This window comes from Syntrophus sp. (in: bacteria) (genome assembly GCF_040768185.1).
Lineage (GTDB): Bacteria > Desulfobacterota > Syntrophia > Syntrophales > Syntrophaceae > Syntrophus > Syntrophus buswellii.
On the sequence record NZ_JAXGNC010000014.1, the window covers coordinates 57,066 to 79,458 of the forward strand.

Here is a 22,393-nt window from a genome sequence, read left to right on the forward strand (position 1 = left end):
CCGGCGATGCAGGGTCGCATTCACAAGGCGATCAGACGGGCTGTTCCGGTGCAGACATTCATTTCCCCAGCCTCGCCGGATCCTCCGGATACCGCCAATCCTGCCCGCGTGCGGAAGGCTTTGCGCGGGGAGGGCCTGCAATCGCAGCTCCATGTGGGCCCCGCTGACGACATCTTCGAGCGTGAGGCGGACGAAGTGGCGGAGGCCGTTTTGCGAATGCCCGACGAAAACCGGATGGACCCCGGTACTGCTGATCAGAAGCAGGAACATCGGCAATCGAACGGGTTCCCAGCCCCCCGCCCGTCTGTTCTCCGCCGAAAGTCGCCCCCGCCGCCGGGGCCTGCGGAAGAACAGCCCTATTACAGCGATCTGCGGGAAGATGTCCGCAGGGACCTGAGCGGGCGTTCATCTTCGCCAGGCGCTGAACTGCGCAAGAAATTGCTCGAAATCGTGGAGGCCATCGAAGCTGCCGATGCGCAGGGGAAAAGCCGGAAGGATCTTGCCGAAATCGCAAAAGCGGTGAGGGAATTCGTTTCCGCCATGGCAGGCTTCAAACCCGAATTTCGTCTGGCCGAATGGTCGCAGGCGGGTTTCGACTACACCACCGCCAGGTACCAGCTCGTGCTTTCTCCTTCCTTGGCGGAGCATATCGCAGCGCGGCTTGCGCTTCTCGGCCTCGCCGGCCAGGCCGACGAGATGCGGGTCTTTGCGAAACGGACAGGTGTCGGCCGGTGGCCCCTGGAGGAGCAATCCGGCTACTACGAGGTGATCACGTCCACCGCCGCCGAGAGCATCGATCTGAGCAGCGCGGCGGCCCTAACCGCATCGTCCGACCGGATTTTCAAGGCGCTCGCCCTCGTCATGCAGGGGATTTCAAAGCTCAACCTGGAGGAAGCCGGGGCTGACCTCCAGAAAATGCGTTCCATTTTTTCGTCGGCGGATGAGGGCTCGCTGGGATTCTTCTCCATCGGCCTGTACCTTGAAGCGCTCGTCGTGCATTTGAAGCGGCTGCACACCGCATTGCAGCAAATCCTTCAGAAAAGGATGGACGATGCCATCTCCGAGGTGCAGACCACCGGCACATCGGCCGCGTTGGACAAGGCTGAGGCGCTCCTCAAGGACATCCAGGTCCAGGCGCTGACGGACATCCGCGGCGCGGGGAAAGCCTCTTTGTTCGTGGGAGCGCTCGCGCCGGAGGTGACGCGTTCGACCTTCAGGAAAAAAGGAGGGACTCACGAGGAGTTTTTCGGCGCCGGCAAGGGGCCCCGGGTGAAGATCGAGTACTACGATGTCCGACAGGAAACGGGAAAGGAAAAGCAGTTGACGCTGCAGCGGATCTGCCAGATCCGCCAGGACCAGATCAAGTTCGTCCGGGAGATCTACGGGCTGGAGACCCGGGAACCGAAGGCGAAACGGGAAGGAGAGGAAAATAAGGCGCTTCTTGCCCAGGCGCTGGGAGGTGAGAAATTCCGCCTCGACAGCATCGACGATTGGAGAAAGTTCCTTGCGGCGAAGTACGACCGGATGGTCGGTCAACAGAAGCTCTCCGCTTCTGAAGCTTTCCTGCGAATCCTCGATCTGCTCTCCCGCTATCTGAAGGCTTTCACGATCTCCACCCCATTCAATATTGATGATTATGGCCGGAATCTGTTGACGGCGCCGCTGCCGCGGGCCCTGACGGGTCAGATCATCCATGACTGCGGCGTCTACGCACTCAGGATTGTGTATATGCTTTCCCTCATCAGCGAACGCCTCCGCCTGAAAATCCGGTTCGTGTTTTTTCCTGATCATGTGGGATTAATCCTGGCAGGGGACAGCGTTCCCACCGTCATTGCCCATAACAACGAGATCACGCCCCTGCCTGAGAGCGCACAGCTGAAGTCGCTTGCCGCTGAGACTCGCACAACATTCTTCCGGGAGGACTACGTAACCCTGGACGAACTTAAAAAACTCTGGGATTCGAAGACACGGGACGACCGCATTCCGGGGCCCAAAGACTACGATCAATTCATCCTCGAGCTGGCCGGAAGCTATTTTCTTTCCCACGTCACCATGCCCGGCGCCGCGAAAGACATTCCTGCCTCGGCCTATGCCGAAGCCAAGGGCGAGGCCGGAATCAAAGGAGCGTTGTGGCGGCAATACCGGGCTTTGCTGTCCAGAGAACTCTTCAGTGCCGAAACGAAGAAATCCTCCAGCGACATTTACCAGCTTCATCTGCAGTATTTGAAAATGCTGGAGGACTACAAGGCCTTCCACAATTCCATTCTACTTCCCTTCTGGAACGTCGCGGCACACAAGCTCTGGCAGGAATACAGGGAGAGGCTGCTCAGCCCTGAAGCCCCGAACAGCGCCGCCTACAGGCAATCGGCAAAGGACTATCGAGAGAAGCTCCTGGCGCTGGCAAGCCCGGTCGAGGAAGCCTACCAGCGGCTCTTGAGCATCAAGAAAGAGATGGGAGATCTTTTGTCAACACACAGACCGAGTCCCGTGGCATCGAAACGGATCGTTCAGGGTGGGCGCTCCTCGCTGCTTTTTGAGTATTACTGGCGGCAAGACCTCATCAAGCATTTGAAAAATCTGGATCAGGGAAGGGATATCAGGCCGCCCTTTTCTTCCAGGGAAGGATTTCTGATCCCCATGGATTGAAATCTGAGTGAGGGACAGAGATGAAAAAATTTGCCGATAAAACAAGGTGTCCAAGCGGTACCGTCCGGCCATGGCACCCCCCGGACCCGTCTTCGTGCAGCCAAGTGAGCAGAAATCGTCAGGCGATCCGGCAGGTGCTTCGAGAATCGAACATCCAACCGAAACTCGCAGTCGGGTCTGAGGATGATGTCCAGGAGAGGGAGGCGGACCGGGTGGCGGAGCTGATCATGCGCATGCCGGATCCCCTGTTTCAGACCGGATCAACCGGACAGACGTCAAAAGGTCCTCCGTGCGGGGAAGATGCGGAAGCTCCCGAAAAGCCGGAAGGGGTCACTCCGTGGATTTCGTGCAAGGCTGAAGGCGCGGAAGTCGGTTCTGATATCGAGTCCGGCATGAATGCCCTGAAAGGTGGCGGGCAACCCTTATCGAGTTCGGCCCGTTCATTTTTCGAGCCGCGATTTGGATATGACTTCGGCGGGGTGCGGGTGCACAGGGATGCGCGAGGTGCTGAACTGTGCCGATCCATCGGCGCAAGGGCTTTCACTCTCGGCAGGAACATCTGTTTTGCCGAGGATCGCGACTCTAACGAGACCTCCTCAGGCAAACGGCTTCTTGCTCATGAGCTGACACATGTTGTTCAACAACATGGCGGATCGACTCCTCGTTTTGAAAACAGGGGCCTTCCCGTAATATCGTCCCGTGGGACATCAGGCAACAGGCAACCGGAAAGCGATGCGCCCGTGACCGTGCAACGCGCCTGCGGCTACAGGGCGATTGGCCCGAAACCGAGCCACTGCAATCTGGTTACGAAGTCCCCGGCCGGCACACGTTATTTGTTTCGACGCGGGTGCGACGACTTCGATGTCGGGCAAAGAGACCGACTGAACAGGGTTGCCAGATCGCTGCCTGTCGGTGCGACGGTTGATATCCTGGGCATGGCAAGCTCCGATGGCAGGCCCGATTTCAACGAAAGCCTTGCCTGTCACCGGGCCGACGCCGCGCTGGGTGTTTTTGTGGCTGCGGGAAAGGCGAGCCAGGTTGCTCTGGTGGAAGCCACCGGTGCGGTGCCGGGGACAGACAATGATGTCAATTTCCGCGCCGTGGATATCGCTATTCATCTTCCAGGACCACCACCGCCACCGGAACCGCAGACGCCGGAACCTGTTCCGCCTCCACCTTCTATCCCCGTCCCCAGTTGTCCCTGCCCGGCAGCCACCCCCTCCTGTCCCTCCAGCTACTGTGGGGCGATATCCCGTCCCCTGGCAATCGCTATGCGCGCCGCACAGGCAAATGCGCTGATAGGCGTCATTACGGCACTCGGCGGAATTGAGGTTGGGGTCATTTACAGTCAGTTTGTCTGGGGCGGCCGGGCCGGTTTATTGACTCTGTCACCGACACTGAGGGCCGAATTCGCGAACATATGCCAGACAGAGGTAGCCACCCATCACATTATGAACGCAATCGTAAACGCGATCTGGGGGCGCTATCCGTCATCGACTGTCGCTCATAGAATACCCTTGAGTGCTCTTGCGGCGACAGCTGTTGCGGACATCGACACGCCTGGAAACCCCCATGAGCTGGTTTATTGCGGGGCGGGAAATGCGCCTGGCCTGCTTGCCGGGGGTGTGGGAAAGACCCAGCTGACAACCCGGGTGGGAGCGATTCCGTCTCACATAAATGATGCACGCATTGCGACGGGCTATGTTGATGTGAGCAGGACCACCCTGCCTGGTGGTGGAATTCGATTGGAATTTACTCCAACACTCCGGATCGAAATAATAGATACCGTTGATTTTTGTCCGGGAAACTGTGGAGACCCGGCGGCGCAGGTAGCGACGGTTCCATTCTCCATATGGGAGGCCTCGGGAATCTCCGGTGATGTTCCTTTCACGACTCAATTTGACGCTCCGCGAAGTCAATTGCGGAAGATTGTCCTGGAATCGGCCGGAGGAACCGACCGATGGAGTCTTGAGCCCCCGTAGAGGATTGATAAACAGGAAGATTTCTCTGACTTTGCCGCCCCGGCCTCTGCACCTTCCGGGTGATGCACCACGAACACGGCGCGATGTTGCGCACCCTTTCGCAATGCATCCGGATTTTCCCGTCAAGATGAACGGGACATTTCTATCGGGGGGCTGGTGACGGTTCCGGGACCTGGATTGGGCCGTCTTGAAAGGGATGTGCGGTCCGCAGACAGAAGAGAATCCATGGCAGGGGAAGAACTATGAAAACATTTTCCGAAAATTTGCATAGGCATCATGGCGCGGTTCGAAGGACTCGACAGGCGTGCGAACCCTTCTGGAGCCCTCCTTGTACAGGCCGGCTGGAAATCCGGCAGATTCTCCGCAGGCCGGAGATGGGGAACAGGCTGGTGGTCGGGGCAACCCGGGACGTCTTCGAACGGGAGGCCGATCGAGTCGCTGATGAAATGATGCGAATACCCCCCGGGGCGGCTCTCTCGGGGCCGATCATCCATGATGACGTCGCTGTCCGGGCGATGCCGGCTGGGGAGACCGAACCGTTCGACGGCGAGCTTCCCGAGGAGGAAGAGGAACAGCTCGTCAGTCTCAAGGCGGAGGAGGGAGGGGAAGTCCCTCTATCCGACGAACTGACGGACCGGGTGCGCTCCCTGGAGGGGGGCGGGGATCCCCTCGGCGAAGGGGAACGGGCTTTTTTCGAGCCCCGCTTCGGTGCCGACTTCAGCCAGGTGCGGGTCCACACGGGTTCCGCAGCTGGAGAAACGGCCCGGCTGCTTAATGCCCAGGCCTTTACCCTGGGGGCCGACATCGCTTTCGGAGCGGGGCGATACTCCCCCGGTACGGAAGAAGGGAGACGGCTCCTGGCCCACGAGCTTACCCATGTGGTCCAGCAGGGCGGGTCAACGGCGTCCCGGGACCTGGTTGCCATGATGCAGGACTCTTCTGCGGCACAGACATTATACAGGCAAGTTCCGCCACCGGAAGCAGCACCGGCACCGCCGGCGACGGTAACCATCAATATCAACAGGCAGTTTGAAACGGAACAGTCTACTCAAGGCGAGCTTCAGGTTGGTACTCAGACCCTTCGGGCGCTGGAACTGCCGGACCGCGAAAATGCCAGCACCAACGACAGTGCCACTGCAGGCAGGATCCCAGCGGGTACGTACCAGGCGCATGTAAGAACCGACGGCCCTCTTGGATGGAGACTCGAACTTGAAGGGGTTCCAGGAAGAGGCAACATTCAGATCCATGCTGGGAACACTCCTGAGGACACCACGGGATGCATTTTGCCCGGAACGACGGAGGGCGTGGATCGTGTAAACAACAGCAGGGATGCCAGAGATATCATTCGACAGGAAGTAGAGAACGCCGGCCCCGGTGCGAGAATAGAAGTCAACATCACTGATCCGCCGGCGACAGAAACAACGCCGTGATGATCTTTCAGTTTATTCCTGCATCCTTCCAAGCGGCTCGTCGGCGATGCTTGCATTTTCGGCCGTCATGGTGCTATCTTCCCCACGGCTCGATCCAGACAGGTTGAAACCCCCGCTTGGGTCGCCGGTGAACAATCCCTCATCCAAAAAGGCAAATAGCCTGTCTGGCCAATCAGTAAGGGCCAGGCTCATGATGCGATGCCGCAGCCCTGCGAGAAAAAAGGATGCAGAAAGAGAACCGGACGCTTGTCATCTACGTCGTCATCTTTTTCCTGGCCCTCGTGATCTCGGGAATATCCCCGAGGGACAGGTTGACCTGGCTCCTGGAAATCCTGCCGGCCGTGATCGCTTTTGGCATCCTGGCCGTCACATATCGAAAATTCCGGTTCACACATCTCATTTATTTTCTTCTCCTGGTCCATTCCCTGGTTCTCATGATCGGCGGACACTGGACCTACGCCGAAGTCCCCTGGTTCAACTGGCTGAGAGACATGGGAATCTTCGGCCGGAACAATTATGACAAGATCGGGCATTTCATGCAGGGCTTCGTTCCGGTTCTCGTTGCCAGGGAAGTCCTGATCCGGAACTCGGTTGTCAACGGGAGGGCATGGACCAATTTTCTTTCTGTTTCAGTCGTCCTGGCGGCGAGTGCGGTCTATGAATTCGTTGAATGGTGGGTTTCACTGTCGAGTGGCAGCAAGGGGGACGCCTTTCTGGGAACCCAGGGCTATGTCTGGGACACGCAGTCCGATATGTTTCTTTGCCTCGTCGGTGCGGGAGCGGCCATACTCGCCCTGGCCGATCTGCACGATAAAATGATGAAGCGGTGATGCAAAAAATCTGTACGGAAAACGGAGACAGCACCTCCGAAGTCCTCGGGTGACCGGGACATTCGGCAAAGGGCGGGTATCATCTCGGCCTTATGAACAGCGTATGTAAGCTGCGCCCCACTGTGCCCCTTCTGTCGAATGCGACGGTGGTCGTTTGGCCGCTTCCATCGTCTCCAATGGCTGTCCGTGCCTCCATTCCAAACCACGGCCCTTCCGGCGGGCGAAGGATTCCCACCGTCATATCCACCGGGACGTAGGTCCATTGGTCGAAATCGAGCTCCGCGCTGATGCCGTTAGCGGAATCAATCATCAGGACAAGAGCTTCCAGCCCGTCAACTTCCTGGTCCTCAATCAAAGGGATTCGCGGTCGAGTCCAGACCGTCGCAGGGCCCAGCGCATCAAATCCTCCCTTGGAAAATCTCCACTCCAGGGCCTCAACATAGGGGAAATTGCCGAACATGGAATAGAGGTCATGGGCCTGAGCCTCGGGGAGTAACGGCACGCTATAGGCATCCGGTGTGGCCATGGTCAGGCCGACCTCGGAAAAGACGCGCCATGCGTGGGCGATCAGGTACGTCTTGCCCCCTGACCGGTACTCTCCCCTGAGAAGATCGATTCTTCTGCCGCCCCGAACAACCTCCACCGTGATCTCACAGGGCGTTACCGGAACCGCGTTCAATATTTCAATCGTGATCCTGATGATTCTGAAAGGACACGCTGCGGGGTGTATCCGCAGGGCGTGCGTCAACAGTGACGATGGCGGTCCTCCATGCTGAAAATCCGGAGACCAGGGGCCCTGGGTGGCGACAGTGGGTTCAAATTCTCCTTCGGACAGCTGCTTGTAAAATGCGGTCGGCAATTCCGTCATCCTCTCCCCCTTGATCCTCCCGAACGGCCTGATTCCCGGAAGCTCTGTCGTTCGGTTTCCGGGAACTCTTCCGTGATCAATCGTCATTTTACATCATCGTTTCCTTTCATCAATGGAAATGTTCCGGATTCAAGGGGCTGCGATACTTATTCTGGCAAATCCGCACGATAAGATGATAAAGGGGGCAGACAAAACATTTCTTCATTCCGGGTCCGGGGAGGGGTTGTACTCATGGAGCTTTTTCATACCTTTATTGGCTGGCTGAACGGTTATCTCTGGGGGCCGCCCATGCTGGTGCTGCTCTTCGGCACCCACCTGTTTCTGACGTACCGGTTGCGCTTTCTCCAGCGCCACATCGGCAGAGCCATCAAGCTGTCCTTCAGCAGGGACCGGAAGGGGGCCGGTGATGTCAGCCAGTTTGGAGCCCTGTCCACGGCCCTGGCGGCGACCATAGGGACGGGAAACATCGTGGGCGTCGCCACGGCGATTGCCCTGGGAGGCCCCGGGGCGGTCCTGTGGATGTGGCTGACAGGGCTGTTCGGCATTGCCACCAAGTATTCGGAAGCCCTTCTGGCGGTGAAGTACCGGGTGAAAACTTCCGACGGCAGCATGCTGGGGGGGCCGATGTACGCCCTGGAGAACGGGTTGAACATGAAATGGCTGGCGGTGGTGTTCTGCGTCTTTACCGCCCTGGCCGCCTTCGGCATCGGCAACATGGTCCAGGCCAATTCCATTGCCTCCCTTGCAAAGGAAACGATGAACGTGCCCCCCGCCGTATCGGGCCTGGCCATGGCGGCCATCACGGCCATGGTCATTCTCGGCGGCATTACCTCCATCGCCCGGGTGTGTATGCTGCTGGTACCCTTTATGGCGGTTTTCTACATTCTCGGCTGCGTGGTCATCCTGGTGATCAACGCGTCCTACCTGGGGCAGGCTGTGTCCTTGATTTTTCATCATGCCTTTGCGGCCAAGGCGGCGGGCGGCGGGTTTGCCGGGGCGACGGTGATGATGGCCGCGCGCTACGGCATTGCCCGGGGGCTTTTCTCCAATGAATCCGGTCTGGGTTCGGCGCCCATCGTGGCGGCTGCGGCGCAGACCCGCAATCCGGTCCGCCAGGCGCTGGTTTCCGCCACGGGGACCTTCTGGGACACCGTCGTGGTCTGCGCCTTGACGGGGCTGGTCGTGGTAAGCAGCATTGTCCGCATGCCGGCGGGCATGGAGGGCTTAAACGGCGCCAGCCTGACGAAGGCGGCCTTCGCTCTTATCCCCGTGGCCGGTCCCATGATCCTGATGGGCGGGCTGCTGACGTTTGTCTTTTCAACAATCCTGGGCTGGTCTTATTACGGTGAAAAGGCGGTGGAATATCTCTTCGGCAAAATCGGTGTGCGGCCTTATCGCTGCCTCTGGGTGATCGCCGTGTTTTTGGGGTCCGTGTCCACCGTACCGCTGGTATGGGATCTGGCCGATGCGATGAACGCCCTGATGGCGATTCCGAACCTGGTTTCACTTTTCCTCCTGAACGGCGTCATCGTAGCTGAGACCCGCAGGTATCTCTGGGAAAATCGTCTGGATGATTATGCGCCGGAGGCGATCATGGAGCTGGACAGGCCGGATGGACCTCTGCCGGCCGAACGTGATCCCTTGCCGGAACCGGTGCGGAAGCCGTGGGATGATGCTCCCTGAGGAAAATAATGCCGGGTCGCCCGTTCGGGCCGCTGGATATCCGGAGGAGTGAAATGATAATTCTATAATTATCCTGAATGGTTGTGTTTGCGGATGACGGCCGGAACGCATGGCAGGTATTTTGCTATTTATGGGTCAAAATACAGCAGTCCGGAGGTTATCCATGATTCCACAAATGATCCTTTCGATTCTTATTTCCATTGCCCTCTTCTTCGCGGCCTTTCATCTTGAGCTGGAAACCGTGGGAATCGCCTCCAACCTCAGCGCCCTGGGAATTGTCTGCCTGGGAACGCTTGCCGCCACTCTGCTCGCCTATCCCTGGAGAAGGCTGCTGTGGACCGCCATGCTCCTGAAAAAGGCCTTTTCATCGGGAAGTGAGAACGATTGGACGCGCAATACCATTGTGACCCTGGCCCGCACCTATCAGAAAAGGGGGATTCGAGCCCTGGAGCAGATGGGCGATCGTCTTCCCGAGGGCTATCTGAAAACAGCCGTGGGATACATCAGCTACCGGTATTCCAGAGCAGAGGTTGAGCAGATCCTGAAGAAGGAGGCCCAGATCCTGTACAGCCAGTATGAAGCCTCCGACAAGATGGTCTGCAGCATGGCGCGGCTTGCCCCGGCGCTTGGACTGACGGGGACGATCGTCAGCCTGATCCGCACCTTCGGGCACATCGCCGATGCGCATAACCTGGTCGGGTACATGGCCATTGCCCTTCTCAGCACCTTCTACGGTGTCGTCCTGGCTAACCTCTGCCTGCTTCCCTTGTCCAACAGGCTCCGGGAATTCATGGATCAGGAGGCGGCCCGTCTCGACCTGATCCAGGAGGGCATCCTGGATCTTTACGACATGGAAAATCCCGTCGCCATCAAGTATAAACTGGAGTCCCTTTCCTCTTCGTCCCAAGGCGTTCTGCAATCCGCCCCCATTTTCTCCCGGCCCGAGATGGTTGTTCTGAGAGCCCCTGAAATCCAGGTGGCCGGCGCCTCGTCATGAGGACCGCCCGGGCTGGCGCCCCGCCGCGGAGGGATGGAAGCGAACCGCTGCCCCTGAAGAGAACGACCCTGAAACCCCTCGGTTCCGACTACCGTGGGGAGACGAACAGGGGGACCGATATCTGGCTGATTACGCTCAGCGATCTGCTTTTGCTTCTCGTGATTTTTTTTGTGATTCTTTTCAGCATGGAACTTCAGAAGCGCGTTCCGAAGCTTTCCCCCGGACCGGAAACCAGCGGGATGCGGAGCGGAAGCGACACGGCGGCCGACACGGTTCCATCCCGGCACGGACGGTCAGAGTCTCTTGAAAAGGAGCTGGCCGCCCTGCTGAACCGGGAGCAACGCCAGCGTGACGTATCCGTAAAGCGGGAAGCCGACCTGGTCACGCTGACCTTTCCCGAGGAAATTGTCTTTGATCCGGGATATGCCCGACTGAAGTCCTCGAGCCGGGCGACGCTGGAAACGGTGGCCTCTTTCGTACAGGAGCGGCCGGATCTTGTGCTGGAGGTACAGGGTCACACAGACGATCAGCCGATCCGCAACACCCGCTATCCTTCCAATTGGGAACTCTCCGTCGATCGGGCCACCCAGGTGGCCAGGGCGCTCATCGGCCTGGGGGTTGCTCCATCCCGTCTGTCCGTGAAGGGCTTTGGCGAGTATCGTCCCCTTTATGCCAATAATCGGGATGAGAATCGCCTGAAAAACCGCCGCGTGGAGATCCAGTTTATCCTGCCGACGACAAATTCCCGCTGAAGCATCGTTAATCCCGGACCATGGTGATCGCCTTTTTCGGGCATTCGTTGGCGCAGATGCCGCAGCCTTTGCAGAATTCCAGGTCAATCTCAAGATCCTCATCGATGACGGAATCGGGGCAGTACAGCGCGCAGAGGCCGCACCGATTGCATTTCCCCTCGTCCCGGACCGGCTTGAAGACCCGCCAGGCGCCGGTCTTTCCGGCAGCCCCCTGTTTCGGCCTGCTTATGGCTAGGCGCTGACGATCCCGGCTCATGGGCTCATCTCCCGATAGGCCGCTTCCGCAGCCCGGATATTGCGCGGATCGGGGAACATCTCCCGGATCGCCTTTCTTGCCGAATCCAGGGAGACGACGCCCATTCGCGCAAGAGCCCCCAGCAGCGGCGTGTTCAAAATCAGGTAACCGGCGACAACGAGACGTTCCCTGTGGGCGATTTGGGTCAGATCGGCATGGCTGGAGGAAAACCCCGGAAAAATTTTCCCCTCGCTGCTGTTGATCAAAATTTTTCCGCCCTTTTTTAATTTCTGGAAGACATCGACGGTCTCCAAAAGGCCCTTGTCGAGGATCACGACGAGATCGGGGTTCTGGATGTGGCTGTAGATCCTGACGGGGAAATCGTCTATCCGGACGAAGGAAATGACCGGGGCTCCGCGGCGCTGGGGGCTGTAAAACACGCAGGCGGTCGCATACTTCCCGTCATGGATCGCGGCCAGGGCAACAAGCCGTGAGGCCGTTACCCCGCCCTGACCGCCTCTGGAATGAATGCGGATCTCAAACATGGCCGTTCACCCCGAACCAGTCTTCCCGGCCGATGCAGCGCCTGCGGACAAAACCGGCGATGTCTTCATAGGACACTTCCTGCCCGCCGAGACCGGCGATGACGCTGTAAACCTCTCTTTTTATCCGGGAGCGGACGGATGTGGCGAGAACGCCTCCAAACCCGAAGGAGTAACTGCGGTCGATGACGACAACCTCCCTGCCGGCGAGATTCAATTCCGGGAAGGGGCGCAGCCAGCGCAGGCGCATCGAACCGGCCTTGATCCCTTCTACGCGGAGCAGATCCACGGCGATCTCGGCCTCCTTCCCCAGCGTCCCCATGGCCATCACGACCACCTCGGCGTCGCTGCAGAGATAATCCTCCGTAAAGCCGTAGCTCCGGCCGAAGCGGCGGGAAAAGTCCTCCTGGACGGATTGGATGACGTTGACCGAGTCGCGCATGGAGCGCTCGATGTCCCAGCGGAATTTGAAATACGATTCGGGGCCGGTCAGAACCCCGTAGCCGGCTGGGTCCCGGGTGTCTATGGCATGGGGGAGATGCAGGGGGGCGATAAAATCTCCCACCTCCACCGTTTCCAGCGGCTGAAAAATATGGCTCAAGGCGAATCCGTCGAGATTGACCATGACGGGAAGAAGGACATCCTCGTGCTCGGCGATTGGAAAAGCCATCAGAACGGCATCGTAGGCCTCCTGCACGGAGCCCGCATAGACCTGAAGCCAGCCGGTGTCCCGTTCCTGAAGCGCATCGGTATGGTCCGCCCAGATGTTCCATCCCGGAGCTACGGCGCGGTTTACATTGGCCATGACAATGGGAAGCCGCGAACCTGCAGCCCAGTTTGTCATTTCATGCATGTACAGGAGGCCCTGGGAGCTGGTGGCCGTAAAGGTCCGGACGCCCGTGAGGCTCGCGCCGATGCACGCCGCCATGGCGGAATGCTCGCTTTCCACGGAGATGAAACGGCTGTTCAGCGTTCCTGAAGACACCGCCTTGGCGATCTGTTCGATGATGGCCGTCTGGGGTGTGATCGGGTAGGCGGCGATCACCGCCGGCCGGGCCTGTTGGACGGCTTCGGCGACGGCCTTGTTTCCCGTTGCGATGGTCTTCATCCTTTCGCCTCCTCGGAAGCCAGCTTCAGCAGGTTCTCTGAGATATGCCGCTTAAGCGCTTCAATGTCGGCCCCGTCCATCCCTTCAAACCGGCCTTGCGGGGACAGGTACTCTTCCAGGGGCGCCGGATTCTTCAAGGCTGTTTTGGATGGTGCCGAGAGGGACAGCTTTCCATGCCGGCGTTCATAGAGGACCCACATCCCTGTTTTCACCGCCAGCTTTCCCATCTCAACGGATTTTTCAGGGGGGAAGCGCCAGCCGGGAGGGCAGGGGGCGAGGACGTGAATAAAGGAGGGGCCCCGGAACGTGAGGGCATTTCGGACTTTCTGGAAGAGATCCCGGGGATAGGCGGGGCAGGCGGTGGCCATGAAGGGCGGGTCGTGGGCCGCGACAATCGCATCGATGTCCTTCTTTTGATGTCTTTTGCCCATGGGTGTCGTGGTTGTGCGGGCTCCGAGGGGCGTTCCGCCGGACCGTTGCATGCCGGTATTCCCGTACGCCTCGTTATCATAGCAGATGTAAAGGAAATCGGTGCCCCGTTCGAAGGCCCCGGACAGGGACTGGATGCCGATGTCGAGGGTCCCGCCGTCCCCGGCGTAGACGATGACATGGGTTTTTCTGCCCAGGGCGCGCAACGCCTCCGACATGCCGGAGGCGCAGGCGGCGGCAGCGGCGAAGGCGATGTTCACTACGGTAAGATTGAAGGCCGTGTACGGGTAGGCCCCCTGGATCACGCTCGTGCAGCATGCAGGTACGACCAGGACCGTGTCGGGCCCCGCCGCCTTGAGCACGTAACGCAGGGTCAGCGAATCGCTGCATCCCGCGCAGGCGGCGGTGCATTTCAGCAGGTATTCCTCTTCGGGGATTTTCACGGCGAAATCCCTCCTCTGCCTACAAAAGGGGTGCGAAAGATCTTTTTCGCTCAGGTCCCGTTGCCCATGGGCGTTCAAAACCGAATTTAAAAAAGGGGGTCAAAATGCCTGCTTGAAGATTTCATGCGCTTCATCGTCGAAATCGGCGCTTTCAATTTTATTTTCGTGGAATTCCTTCAGCATGTCGTCAACGGAATAGTACTTTCTTGAAAGGGGATTGTTCTTGCCGAACATAACGTTGAAGTGATCTGTATCGTAAGTGATTTTCACGTAATCTTTCATTTCTCGTGTCAAATTCAATTTCATTTTTATGCTCCCATCACGTTTCTTTTTCTGTAGTATATGCCGATTATTCGAAATGTTAAAAGTTTTTTTGTCATATATTTCACTGTCCAGAAGGAGACGTGGACGCGAGCAGATTCCAAGCTCCGGATCGGCGCGATGAAAAAGAGAAGAATGCAGAGAGGCGGTTCAACAGAAGGTTACGGCAGGGGGAGGGGCTCACGGAAAAGGAAAGATGAGACTTCGGAACCTCCCGGGGAATCCTTGATCGGGGCGGGTCGCGTTTGGGGAAGTTTGAAAGAGGCCCTCCCCTTGCCGGCGGATTGAGGAAAAAACACCTGACTGCAGATCCGGGGTCAGTCTTCAGTCAACAGGCTTTCATGCTCGATGAGGCCTTCGAAGTCCGCTGTGCCGCCTCCCGAAAGAAAACAGTCGATGATTCTTCGCCCCAGGGGATCAAGGTCATCTGAAATAAAGGGCTTCAGCTCCCGGGTAAAGTAGTCCCTCAGAATTCCAGCCCCTTCATCGAAGGCTTCCCTTCCGACCTGGGGCTGAAGGGAGGGATCCAAAAAGGATTTCGGAAAGGAAAATCCCTCGATAATGAGCTTCTCCAGTTGGTAACCCAGGAGGGGCAACGAAGACTCGCTGATCTCGTCGGATGCAAAACGCGCCCCGCCGCGCCGGGCCAGGTATTCCCGGGCAATCCATTCCGGAACAAACCCCACTCTCCAGGAGCCGATGTGCTGGACGGGGCAGAGGATGTACTGCACTTTCGGCGAATCCACGAACTGCCTCAGAAGAAGATTGGCGAACCGGGTCTGCAAGCCTGCCGCAAAGGGCCAGAATGAGCCGACTCCCTCGGAGCCGAGTCCCTCCGTATCCGTGATGCTGGGGTTGTCGTACCCCCGCGGCGAAACCAGCCTCCACAGCCAGGCGACTGCCGGGGGCAGGATATGGAACACGCCGATAATCCCATAGCTGGGTTTTTCCCGCGTGCACGGCGGAGTGCGCACGCCGAAGCTCCTGATGTCGATGCTGACAGGCTGGTTCGTGACATCGGGAACGATACTGCGGGGCAGGATAAAGCGGGGATTGGGGCAGGGCCTCGATCCTTCATCGAGAATATGGTCCCACAGCAGGGCGGTGCTGTTCGGCTGGGCATCGATATTGATGAACAGGAGCGGTTCACTGGGACGAATGGAGCGCGCCTCGATATCCGGGTCCGTTCCGTATTCCTTGATGTGATCAACGCGGATAAACCAGGAATGTTCAGCGTCGGCAACCGTCAGCTTGCCGTTGCCTTTCTGAATGGCGGGATGGCACAGGGCCATGTCGTCCGTAACGGGCCGAAGATTGCAGCCTTTCGGAATCACGAAGTGCATGCTCTCCCCGGTGACGATGTTGCTGCCGAATAAAATCGATCCGTCGTATTCCCGGTGAATGTGCTCGTTCATTTCGCTCTTGCCGCTGCCGCTTGCCCCCTCGTGCATGATGGTCACTTTGATGTTGTACGGCGTTACGACCTGGACGACGGACGCATGGGCGGTGACCCAGCCCTCCCGCTCGCCGAAATGGAGCAGGGCCCCGTAAACGCCCTTCTTGGCGCTGGGGCCCGGGTAGAGGTTGTAGCTGAAGATCTCGTAGGTGCTGCGGGTTCGGCGGTGCACGACCCTCTGTTTCCCGTCGAAATGGAGATGCCGGAAGGGCGGTGCGACATAGAGAAAACACCTCGGTGCAAATTTCTTCTCGGCTTTTGAAAGGTCGACGATCCCCTGGAGCATGGCCAGCCCGAAGGCGAAAAACCAGGCATTGGCGGGTACGAGGGCGATCGAAGGGATGCCACACTCCTTCTGCCCGGCAAGAAAGGCGAAGGCCGCCAGATCCTGCCGCCTCAACCAGCGGAATGTTTCTTCCCTGATTGGTGAGAAATCCCGGGAATAAACATCCTGGAACCTCACTTTGTCGGTCGGAAGTTCGTCGCCGATGAGCATGCTGTCGGGATCCCGCCTGCGCATGTAGGATTCGCGGTAATTCACCGAGATGCCGTTCTTGACCCTGCAGACAAATGCCTCCTGCACAGTGCCCCTGCCGGGCACATCGTATTCGACCGCCTGCTGTTTATCCTTCAGGGCGGCAAAAAAGGTCTGAAAATCTTCGATGGCGTTCACCCACAAAAGGCTTCTGCAGCCTGCCAGGATTTCAGCCACTTCTTCAGGCAGCTTCAGCCGGTCTAACATCGCATGTTTTGTCCGTTCAGGCATCTCTCTCTTCCGGTATCATTCCCGGGAAACGAATGTCCCCCGCTGCTCGGTTTTACAGCCAGACCATCAATCCTGTTTCGAAGGGGTGTGTCAGGTACTGATTGTAGGGATAGATCCGGACCCGGTAGAGCAGCTTGCCGCACATCTCCGGGTTCAGCTCCAGATGGAACACCCATTCCTGACCTATCCGCTCCAGCGGTTTCATGCACATGGTCTGCAACTTTTTGTCCCTGCCGTTCTTGGATGCGCGGCCCAGGAGCACCTCCACCTTGACGTCTTCCGGTGCCAGCCCGTTCAAGTCTGCCGAGATCTTGAGGGGCGCGCTTTCCCCGAAGAGGATGCGCCTCTGGGGATCACTGAGACGGCGGATACGGACGCCGCTCCATGCCTGCCTCACTTTGGCCTTCCAGTCGGCGAGATTCTGTGCCACGGAGAAGATGCCCGCGGAATAACGCCGCCACTGGCGTGAGGCGGGTCCGTAGAACTTGTTTACGTATTCCATGACCATCCGGGTCGAACTGAAACTCGGCAGGAGGGTGATAATGGAGAGTTTGGCCATGCGCACCCATTCGTTGGAGAAGCCCAGTTCATTGCGGCGATAGTACATGGGGATGACCTGGTCCTGCAGCACTTCGTAGAGGTCGCGGCTGTCCTCCTGATCGCGTCGGGTGTCGTCGAAGTATTCCGGGGCGGGCTTGATGGCCCACCCATTGCTTCCGTCATAGCCCTCGTCCCACCAGCCGTCGGTAACCGACAGGTTGATCACGCCGTTCATGGCAGCCTTGATACCGGAGGTTCCCGAGGCTTCCATCGGGTAGATGGGATTGTTCAGCCACACGTCACAGCCGGCAACGAGGCGGCGGGCCAGGCTCAGGTTGTAGCCTTCCACCATGAGCAGGTTCCCTTCGAATTCCGGCCAGCGCGATATGTCGTAGATGCGGCGGATGAGTTCCTGGGCGGGCTTGTCGTCGGGGTGGGCCTTGCCGGCAAAGATGAAGAGGACGGGCCGGTCGTCATTCTTGAGCGTGGAACGAAGCCAGTCCATGTTCTCAAAGAGCAGCGTGGCGCGCTTGTATGTGGCGAAGCGGCGGGCAAAGCCGATGGTCAGCACGTTGGGGTCGAGAGGATTGGTGAACTTGAGCATGCGTTCCAGGCGGGCTACGGACCCGAAAATGCGCATATGCTGGTTGGTCACGACATCGCGCACGGAAGACAGCATCTTGGCCTTCAGCGTCTGGTGCGCGGCCCAGAAGAGATGGTCCGGTATGTCCGCCACCTTCTCCCAGAAAGCGTTGTCGAAATCCGCATCCATTCGGAGCCGGCGCCATTCGTAACCAAGCTGGCTGTCGAAAAGATCCTGCCATTCCTGGGCCAGGAAGGTGGAAACGTGGACGCCGTTGGTAATGTAGTCCATGGGCGACTCCTCGGGGAGCACCTGCGGCCACATGTCGGAAAGGATGCGCGAGGAAACCTGCCCGTGGATCCGGGAAACACCGTTATGGAAGCGTGATCCGCTGAGCGCCAGTTTGGTCATGTTGAACTCCTGGCCGTAACCTGCGCCGCCGAGCTTCAGAAATTCTTCGCGCTGCAGGCCCAGGTCGTTGCAGGTTTCCCGGAAGTAGTCCCAGATCATGTCCTCTGCGAAGTGGTCATGGCCGGCTGGAACCGGAGTATGGGTGGTAAACACCGTGCTGGCCGCCACGATCTCAAGGGCGGCATGGAAGGAGAGTCCGGCTGCTTTCATCTTGCGGCGGATGCGCTCCACGACGAGAAAGGCGGCATGCCCTTCGTTGATGTGGTAAACGGTCGGTTTCAAACCAAGCTGCTCCAAAGCGCGTGCGCCTCCGATGCCCAGCACGATCTCCTGCTGAATGCGCGTGTGCAGATCTCCGCCGTAGAGCCGATGGGTGATGTTGCGGTCCTCGGACCAGTTTCCGGGCAGATCGGTATCAAGGAGGCACAGGCGCACATGGCCGACCTGCGCTTCCCAGACCTTCACTTCGACGTTGCGGCCAGGCAGTTCGATGGTAACATGAAGCTCCCTGCCATCTTCAGTCAGAGCGGGATTAACGGGCAAATCTTCGAAATCGGAATCGGTGTAGGTGGCGATCTGGTGCCCGTCGCTGTCGATATGCTGGGAAAAGTAGCCCTGGCGATACAGCAGCCCTACGGCAACGAAAGGCAGACGCAGATCGGAAGCGGACTTGCAATGGTCGCCGGCCAGGATGCCCAGCCCCCCTGAATAGACGGGAAAGCTCTCGTGAAAGCCGAACTCTGCACAGAAATAGGCGATCAGATCATCCGGCTTGAGGTCAAGGGACATGTCCAGGCATTGAGGCTCCCTCATGTACGTGTCGAAAGCCGAGAGGACGCGATTGTAGTTGCTCCGGAAAATATGGTCATCCGCCGCTGCGTTCAGCCGTTCTTCGTCCACCCGTTTGAGGAAGGCCTTTGGATTGTGCTTCACCTTGTCCCAGAGGCCCGAGTGGAGGCGGGCAAAAAGGGTGCGGGTGGGCTGATCCCAGCTGTACCAGAGGTTGTCCGCCAGTTCGGTAAGCCGGGACAGGCGTTGCGGAATGTGAGGATTGACCTCGATAACAAAGGGTGTGCCTGGGTGCATAGGACTCTTCCTTTCTGAGATGTCAGCGGCCTGCTGAAGATTTCCTTCAGGTTACTCCTCGTGTAATGAGAGGAATAAAGCCTTGCCAACTGCTCAGTCAAATGAAATATTGAAAAAGATAATTGAGCTCCGCTACGGATTCCTTGATTCCGGTCAAGGAGAGAATTGATGTTGAATAGATATGATTAAGGCTATAGTTGTAGCGCCTTTACCGGAAACAGGATGGTGTGTCAAGAAGAATTTGCTTTCAGGTTCGCAAATTTCTACTGTCCGTCTTTGCGACGGCATTGGATCACTGAAAGCCGCTGCCGGTATAATTCTTCTGCCGGTGCCGTGCCGAAATGATGAGGAACGCATGAAAAGGATAAGCTGCCCGGCATTGACGATCCCGATGGCCCCCGGTTCTTTATCGCGGCCTTTGCGCGCCTCGGTGCGGTCGTGAGTGCCGTTGTCGATGTGCGGACGGAGGCGGAATGGAACAACGGCCATCTTGAAGGCGCCGTATGGATACCCTATGGGCGGATTGCTGAAAAAATAGCGTCCGTGTCCGGAGACAAATCACAGAAAATCTATCTCTACTGCAGAACCGGAAGGCGGGTGCAGATCGCCAAGGAAACCCTCGAAAAGCTGGGATACAGCGATGTTGTCAATCTGGGTTCCATGGAAAATGCCGCCAGGGTCCTCAAGATCAGAATCGTGAAGTGAACCGCATCCGCCATCCCCGATCCGGCGGGAAATTGGGCGCGCCTGCACCGGAGTGTCGGAGTGAGATCAGGAGAAACAGCCCGGGGAGGTCGAGCTGAGGATATAATGTTCGATGATGAGGCGGTCACGGTCGCCATGAAGACGGCTCAACAACCGGCGCAGAAAGGCTTTTTCGTCCTCGGTGGTCAGGAAGGATTGCAGGGCGTAATCGATGCCGTCGGTTACAATGTCGAAGGCGTCCATGAAATCGGAGATGCTGGCGGGAGGCTCTGCGATGATGGATTTTATTTTTTCTCTGTCGTGATTCGGCATGACCGGCAAACCTCCTAGGAAATCAACGTCAAGAAAGGCGCATGAAAATGCGCCTTTCTTGTTTTTGCAATGATTATTTTCGGAGAACTCAGTCCCCCATCGGCAAAGAACGGCCTCCTGGAGATGACACCCCCTTAGAAGACGAGGCCATCCTCCTGAATCCGGATTTCCCTGTTCATGTGCAGGATCAAGACTTTCTGCTTCTCAACCCGATAAGGCCGACCAGGCCTGAACCGAGCAGGAGCACGGCAGGCGGAAGGGGTACAGGTGCGCCTGAATTGAGGGCTTCCACCGCGTCCAGATCAAAGCCCGCAACGGCTCCTCCATTGTCCAGCCCTACGAATTTCAGATAATTCACATACGGAAGGCCGGAGTAGCTGCTCAAGTCATACTCCACATCGTAGGCGGTCCGACCCAGGTAAACATAGGTGATGTTGTCCTTGCTTGCGTAGATGTCGACATTCGAATCGCCACCTATCACCTGATAGATTTTGAGGTCGTTGCCGGCTCCGTCGTAGGCTGTATTGTCTGTAAAGGCAAGGATAAGGGTTTCCGGGATGTCAATGGAAACGTGATTTCCGTCGTTGGGGCCCAGGGCATACTCGGCCGGGCCGCCTGCACTCGAGGATCCCGCCGGTCGGTCGAATGACACAACCTCATCCAGCCACTGGTCGGCAACACTGTTGGTTGCAAAAGCGAACAGGCCGAAAAGCAAACAGAAAGACAAGATAAAAACTTTTTTCATGGTTTCCTCCTCTGCATCCGTCGGATCATTTCCTGTGTTCGGAACGGTTTCCCCTGCTCGAGGATGCCTGGTATCATCTTGGAAGAACTGTTGAGCGATGCTGTAAAAACCCTTTCCCCGAGTTGTATCGAACGTTCGTCTGGTGCGAGAAATCACCTCCCCCCTTGTCTGCCAGTCCGGATCCCTGCAGACTCGGCAACGGAATGGAAAAATGATCGATGAGAACAGGGTCGTGTCGGTTTCCATCCTGTGCCCCCTGCGGGGGAGCCCGGAAACCGGGAATCAATAAACGCTGTTTTAACTTTAAACGATATTGAAGCCCGATGCAATCGGGTTTACCCTGAATTTTCAAAGGCCAAAACTCTTACGCAGCTTGAGCCTCTTGGCCTTTACTTTACGTTCCGGCGCGGGAAATGACGTTTGGCCCTCAGGTTTTGTCCGTAATGGTTATACGGACAGCCGGCAGGTCTGCGCCTTTTCAGTAGCTCCCTGTAACATCAGGGGGAATCCTTCGAGACTGCCGTTTCAAGTTCCGCTGTCAGTTCCTTCAGTTCGTCACGATCAAAGGTCAGCCGGACTCTGCCGCCCCCGGGATGTGAAAAAATGAGGGTTGCCCCCATGTCCGTTTTTTCAATCTGCCACCTTTTTTCCCGGGGGAGCTTGACCGCTTCCGACAGCCAGTCATCCGGGTCAAACTCCGCAATTTGTATCAGGACCCCGAAGGCATGGCGGGGATGGATGAAAATCTCCTTCCACACAGCGCCGTAATACTCGTTGTATCCAAAAAAGGGGATGCCCTTTTCCTCGAGATGCTTCATCGTTCTGCGGAGATCCGGTGTCTGGAGCGTGATGTGGTGGACGCCGCCTTCCCTGTGCTTCAGAAACCCCTCAAGATAGCTTCCCTTTCCCGTAGGTGAGATGATCTCCAGCCGGGACAGATCGCCCAGGGAAAAGATCTGCCAGAAGTACTTCATCTGGGGGCTCCCCATGGAGCCGACGCAGGCAACAGCCCCCAATACGTCCCGGAAAAAGTGTTCCGCTCTTTTCTGGTCTCTTACCGCAAGCGATACATGGTCTATTCTCGAAATCAAAACCGTTCCTCCCAGTCACCATTATTTCGAGGACCGTGCGAGGCCACTTCCGACGATATCACAACGGCTTTCTGACGGTCCCTCTCTGTTCTCCATTTCCCTTCGGCCGCCTCCCGCGGCGGACAGGGATGGACTGCCGATTTATATACAGGAACCGGGGCTAAAGGGAAGCATGAAAGTTTAGAGGCATTTTCCCGCGTGATTCCCAATTGTTTCTGGGCATGAGGCCTGCCGGTCAACTGGTTCAAGGCAGAAATTTCTCGAGGAATCGATGGATGATGCGTCATGGGATCAACCGGTTTTCAGGCCCCATCGGTCAAAAATAGTCCGAGAAGGATGTGCTGGCACCGTACTTGCTTTACCATACGTCAAGCAATGTTCATCTTCTTGTCGGCCTGGTGCGCGCATGCCGCCGGACCCGGGCGACACTCC

19 protein-coding genes are annotated in these 22,393 nt (G+C 57.8%); 8 read left to right on the plus strand and 11 right to left on the minus strand.

What is annotated here, in order from left to right; all coding sequences use genetic code 11:
- Window positions 1–6: 6 nt before the first annotated feature.
- The 4 genes from AB3175_RS12325 (at window position 7) to AB3175_RS12340 (ending at window position 6,888) form a co-directional block, all read left to right on the plus strand.
- Entirely contained in the window at window positions 7–2,646 is a 2,640-nt protein-coding gene (locus tag AB3175_RS12325; protein WP_367361245.1) for a hypothetical protein, read from the plus strand.
- 104 nt (window positions 2,647–2,750) lie between these two features.
- Entirely contained in the window at window positions 2,751–4,628 is a 1,878-nt protein-coding gene (locus tag AB3175_RS12330) for a DUF4157 domain-containing protein (protein ID WP_367361246.1), read from the plus strand.
- A 374-nt stretch (window positions 4,629–5,002) separates the two neighbouring features.
- On the plus strand, window positions 5,003–6,058 hold the full coding sequence (locus tag AB3175_RS12335) for a DUF5675 family protein (protein WP_367361247.1): 1,056 nt from the start codon (window positions 5,003–5,005) through the stop codon (window positions 6,056–6,058).
- Window positions 6,059–6,282: 224 nt separating this feature from the next.
- Window positions 6,283–6,888: a DUF2238 domain-containing protein gene (locus AB3175_RS12340; protein ID WP_367361248.1), complete on the plus strand. Its 606-nt coding sequence runs from the start codon at window positions 6,283–6,285 to the stop codon at window positions 6,886–6,888.
- Between the two features lie 79 nt (window positions 6,889–6,967).
- Here the strand turns inward: AB3175_RS12340 and AB3175_RS12345 are convergent, their stop codons facing one another.
- Window positions 6,968–7,843: a thioesterase family protein gene (locus AB3175_RS12345; RefSeq protein WP_367361249.1), complete on the minus strand. Its 876-nt coding sequence runs from the start codon at window positions 7,841–7,843 to the stop codon at window positions 6,968–6,970.
- 144 nt (window positions 7,844–7,987) lie between these two features.
- On the opposite strand from AB3175_RS12345, the gene AB3175_RS12350 reads away from it, so the two are divergent.
- The 3 genes from AB3175_RS12350 (at window position 7,988) to AB3175_RS12360 (ending at window position 11,188) form a co-directional block, all read left to right on the plus strand.
- The gene (locus tag AB3175_RS12350) at window positions 7,988–9,439 is read left to right on the plus strand and encodes an alanine/glycine:cation symporter family protein (protein ID WP_367361250.1); all 1,452 of its coding nucleotides are present in this window, start codon (window positions 7,988–7,990) and stop codon (window positions 9,437–9,439) included.
- Between the two features lie 163 nt (window positions 9,440–9,602).
- Window positions 9,603–10,436 (plus strand): motility protein A, encoded by an 834-nt coding sequence (locus tag AB3175_RS12355; protein ID WP_367361251.1) that lies wholly within the window; start codon window positions 9,603–9,605, stop codon window positions 10,434–10,436.
- On the plus strand, window positions 10,433–11,188 hold the full coding sequence (locus AB3175_RS12360) for a flagellar motor protein MotB (protein WP_367361252.1): 756 nt from the start codon (window positions 10,433–10,435) through the stop codon (window positions 11,186–11,188). Before AB3175_RS12355 ends, AB3175_RS12360 begins: the two co-directional genes overlap by 4 nt.
- 7 nt (window positions 11,189–11,195) lie before the next feature.
- On the opposite strand, the gene AB3175_RS12365 is transcribed toward AB3175_RS12360, so the two are convergent.
- The 7 genes from AB3175_RS12365 to glgP form a co-directional block, all read right to left on the minus strand.
- Window positions 11,196–11,444 carry a 4Fe-4S binding protein gene (locus tag AB3175_RS12365; protein ID WP_367361253.1) on the minus strand — a complete coding sequence of 83 codons (249 nt, stop codon included), beginning with the start codon at window positions 11,442–11,444 and terminating at the stop codon, window positions 11,196–11,198.
- Window positions 11,441–11,968: a 2-oxoacid:acceptor oxidoreductase family protein gene (locus tag AB3175_RS12370; protein WP_367361254.1), complete on the minus strand. Its 528-nt coding sequence runs from the start codon at window positions 11,966–11,968 to the stop codon at window positions 11,441–11,443. Before AB3175_RS12370 ends, AB3175_RS12365 begins: the two co-directional genes overlap by 4 nt.
- A complete protein-coding gene (gene porA, locus AB3175_RS12375; protein ID WP_367361255.1) occupies window positions 11,961–13,073 on the minus strand; it encodes a pyruvate ferredoxin oxidoreductase in 1,113 nt (370 codons plus the stop codon). The genes AB3175_RS12370 and porA overlap by 8 nt, the downstream gene beginning before the upstream one ends.
- The gene (locus AB3175_RS12380) at window positions 13,070–13,945 is read right to left on the minus strand and encodes a thiamine pyrophosphate-dependent enzyme (RefSeq protein WP_367361256.1); all 876 of its coding nucleotides are present in this window, start codon (window positions 13,943–13,945) and stop codon (window positions 13,070–13,072) included. The genes porA and AB3175_RS12380 overlap by 4 nt, the downstream gene beginning before the upstream one ends.
- Window positions 13,946–14,044: 99 nt before the next feature.
- Window positions 14,045–14,251: a cytoplasmic protein gene (locus tag AB3175_RS12385; protein WP_367361257.1), complete on the minus strand. Its 207-nt coding sequence runs from the start codon at window positions 14,249–14,251 to the stop codon at window positions 14,045–14,047.
- Window positions 14,252–14,583: 332 nt separating this feature from the next.
- Complete coding sequence (locus tag AB3175_RS12390; RefSeq protein WP_367361258.1) at window positions 14,584–16,488, minus strand: DUF4914 family protein; 1,905 nt, start codon at window positions 16,486–16,488, stop codon at window positions 14,584–14,586.
- Window positions 16,489–16,540: 52 nt separating this feature from the next.
- A complete protein-coding gene (glgP, locus tag AB3175_RS12395) occupies window positions 16,541–19,108 on the minus strand; it encodes an alpha-glucan family phosphorylase (protein WP_367361259.1) in 2,568 nt (855 codons plus the stop codon).
- Window positions 19,109–19,546: 438 nt separating this feature from the next.
- Here glgP and AB3175_RS12400 point away from each other — a divergent pair, with 438 nt between their 5' ends.
- Window positions 19,547–19,813, plus strand: coding sequence for a rhodanese-like domain-containing protein (locus tag AB3175_RS12400; protein WP_367361260.1), 267 nt, complete (start codon window positions 19,547–19,549; stop codon window positions 19,811–19,813).
- Between the two features lie 66 nt (window positions 19,814–19,879).
- Here AB3175_RS12400 and AB3175_RS12405 read toward each other — a convergent pair whose 3' ends face one another.
- From AB3175_RS12405 to AB3175_RS12415, 3 genes are all read right to left on the minus strand, one after another.
- Complete coding sequence (locus tag AB3175_RS12405) at window positions 19,880–20,125, minus strand: hypothetical protein (RefSeq protein ID WP_367361261.1); 246 nt, start codon at window positions 20,123–20,125, stop codon at window positions 19,880–19,882.
- A gap of 187 nt (window positions 20,126–20,312) precedes the next feature.
- The gene (locus AB3175_RS12410; RefSeq protein ID WP_367361262.1) at window positions 20,313–20,870 is read right to left on the minus strand and encodes a hypothetical protein; all 558 of its coding nucleotides are present in this window, start codon (window positions 20,868–20,870) and stop codon (window positions 20,313–20,315) included.
- Between the two features lie 497 nt (window positions 20,871–21,367).
- A complete protein-coding gene (locus AB3175_RS12415) occupies window positions 21,368–21,961 on the minus strand; it encodes a VOC family protein (RefSeq protein WP_367361263.1) in 594 nt (197 codons plus the stop codon).
- Window positions 21,962–22,393: the final 432 nt, after the last annotated feature.

Excerpts from the sequence above, each read along its gene's own strand:
- AB3175_RS12325 (WP_367361245.1), top strand. The coding sequence starts at position 7 with ATGCAGGGTCGCATTCACAAGGCGATCAGACGGGCTGTTCCGGTGCAG.
- AB3175_RS12335 (WP_367361247.1), top strand. The coding sequence starts at position 5,003 with ATGGGGAACAGGCTGGTGGTCGGGGCAACCCGGGACGTCTTCGAACGG.
- AB3175_RS12340 (WP_367361248.1), top strand. The coding sequence starts at position 6,283 with ATGCAGAAAGAGAACCGGACGCTTGTCATCTACGTCGTCATCTTTTTC.
- AB3175_RS12345 (WP_367361249.1), bottom strand. The coding sequence starts at position 7,843 with ATGACGATTGATCACGGAAGAGTTCCCGGAAACCGAACGACAGAGCTT.
- AB3175_RS12350 (WP_367361250.1), top strand. The coding sequence starts at position 7,988 with ATGGAGCTTTTTCATACCTTTATTGGCTGGCTGAACGGTTATCTCTGG.
- AB3175_RS12355 (WP_367361251.1), top strand. The coding sequence starts at position 9,603 with ATGATTCCACAAATGATCCTTTCGATTCTTATTTCCATTGCCCTCTTC.
- AB3175_RS12360 (WP_367361252.1), top strand. The coding sequence starts at position 10,433 with ATGAGGACCGCCCGGGCTGGCGCCCCGCCGCGGAGGGATGGAAGCGAA.
- AB3175_RS12365 (WP_367361253.1), bottom strand. The coding sequence starts at position 11,444 with ATGAGCCGGGATCGTCAGCGCCTAGCCATAAGCAGGCCGAAACAGGGG.
- AB3175_RS12370 (WP_367361254.1), bottom strand. The coding sequence starts at position 11,968 with ATGTTTGAGATCCGCATTCATTCCAGAGGCGGTCAGGGCGGGGTAACG.
- porA (WP_367361255.1), bottom strand. The coding sequence starts at position 13,073 with ATGAAGACCATCGCAACGGGAAACAAGGCCGTCGCCGAAGCCGTCCAA.
- AB3175_RS12385 (WP_367361257.1), bottom strand. The coding sequence starts at position 14,251 with ATGAAATTGAATTTGACACGAGAAATGAAAGATTACGTGAAAATCACT.
- AB3175_RS12390 (WP_367361258.1), bottom strand. The coding sequence starts at position 16,488 with ATGCCTGAACGGACAAAACATGCGATGTTAGACCGGCTGAAGCTGCCT.
- glgP (WP_367361259.1), bottom strand. The coding sequence starts at position 19,108 with ATGCACCCAGGCACACCCTTTGTTATCGAGGTCAATCCTCACATTCCG.
- AB3175_RS12405 (WP_367361261.1), bottom strand. The coding sequence starts at position 20,125 with ATGCCGAATCACGACAGAGAAAAAATAAAATCCATCATCGCAGAGCCT.
- AB3175_RS12410 (WP_367361262.1), bottom strand. The coding sequence starts at position 20,870 with ATGAAAAAAGTTTTTATCTTGTCTTTCTGTTTGCTTTTCGGCCTGTTC.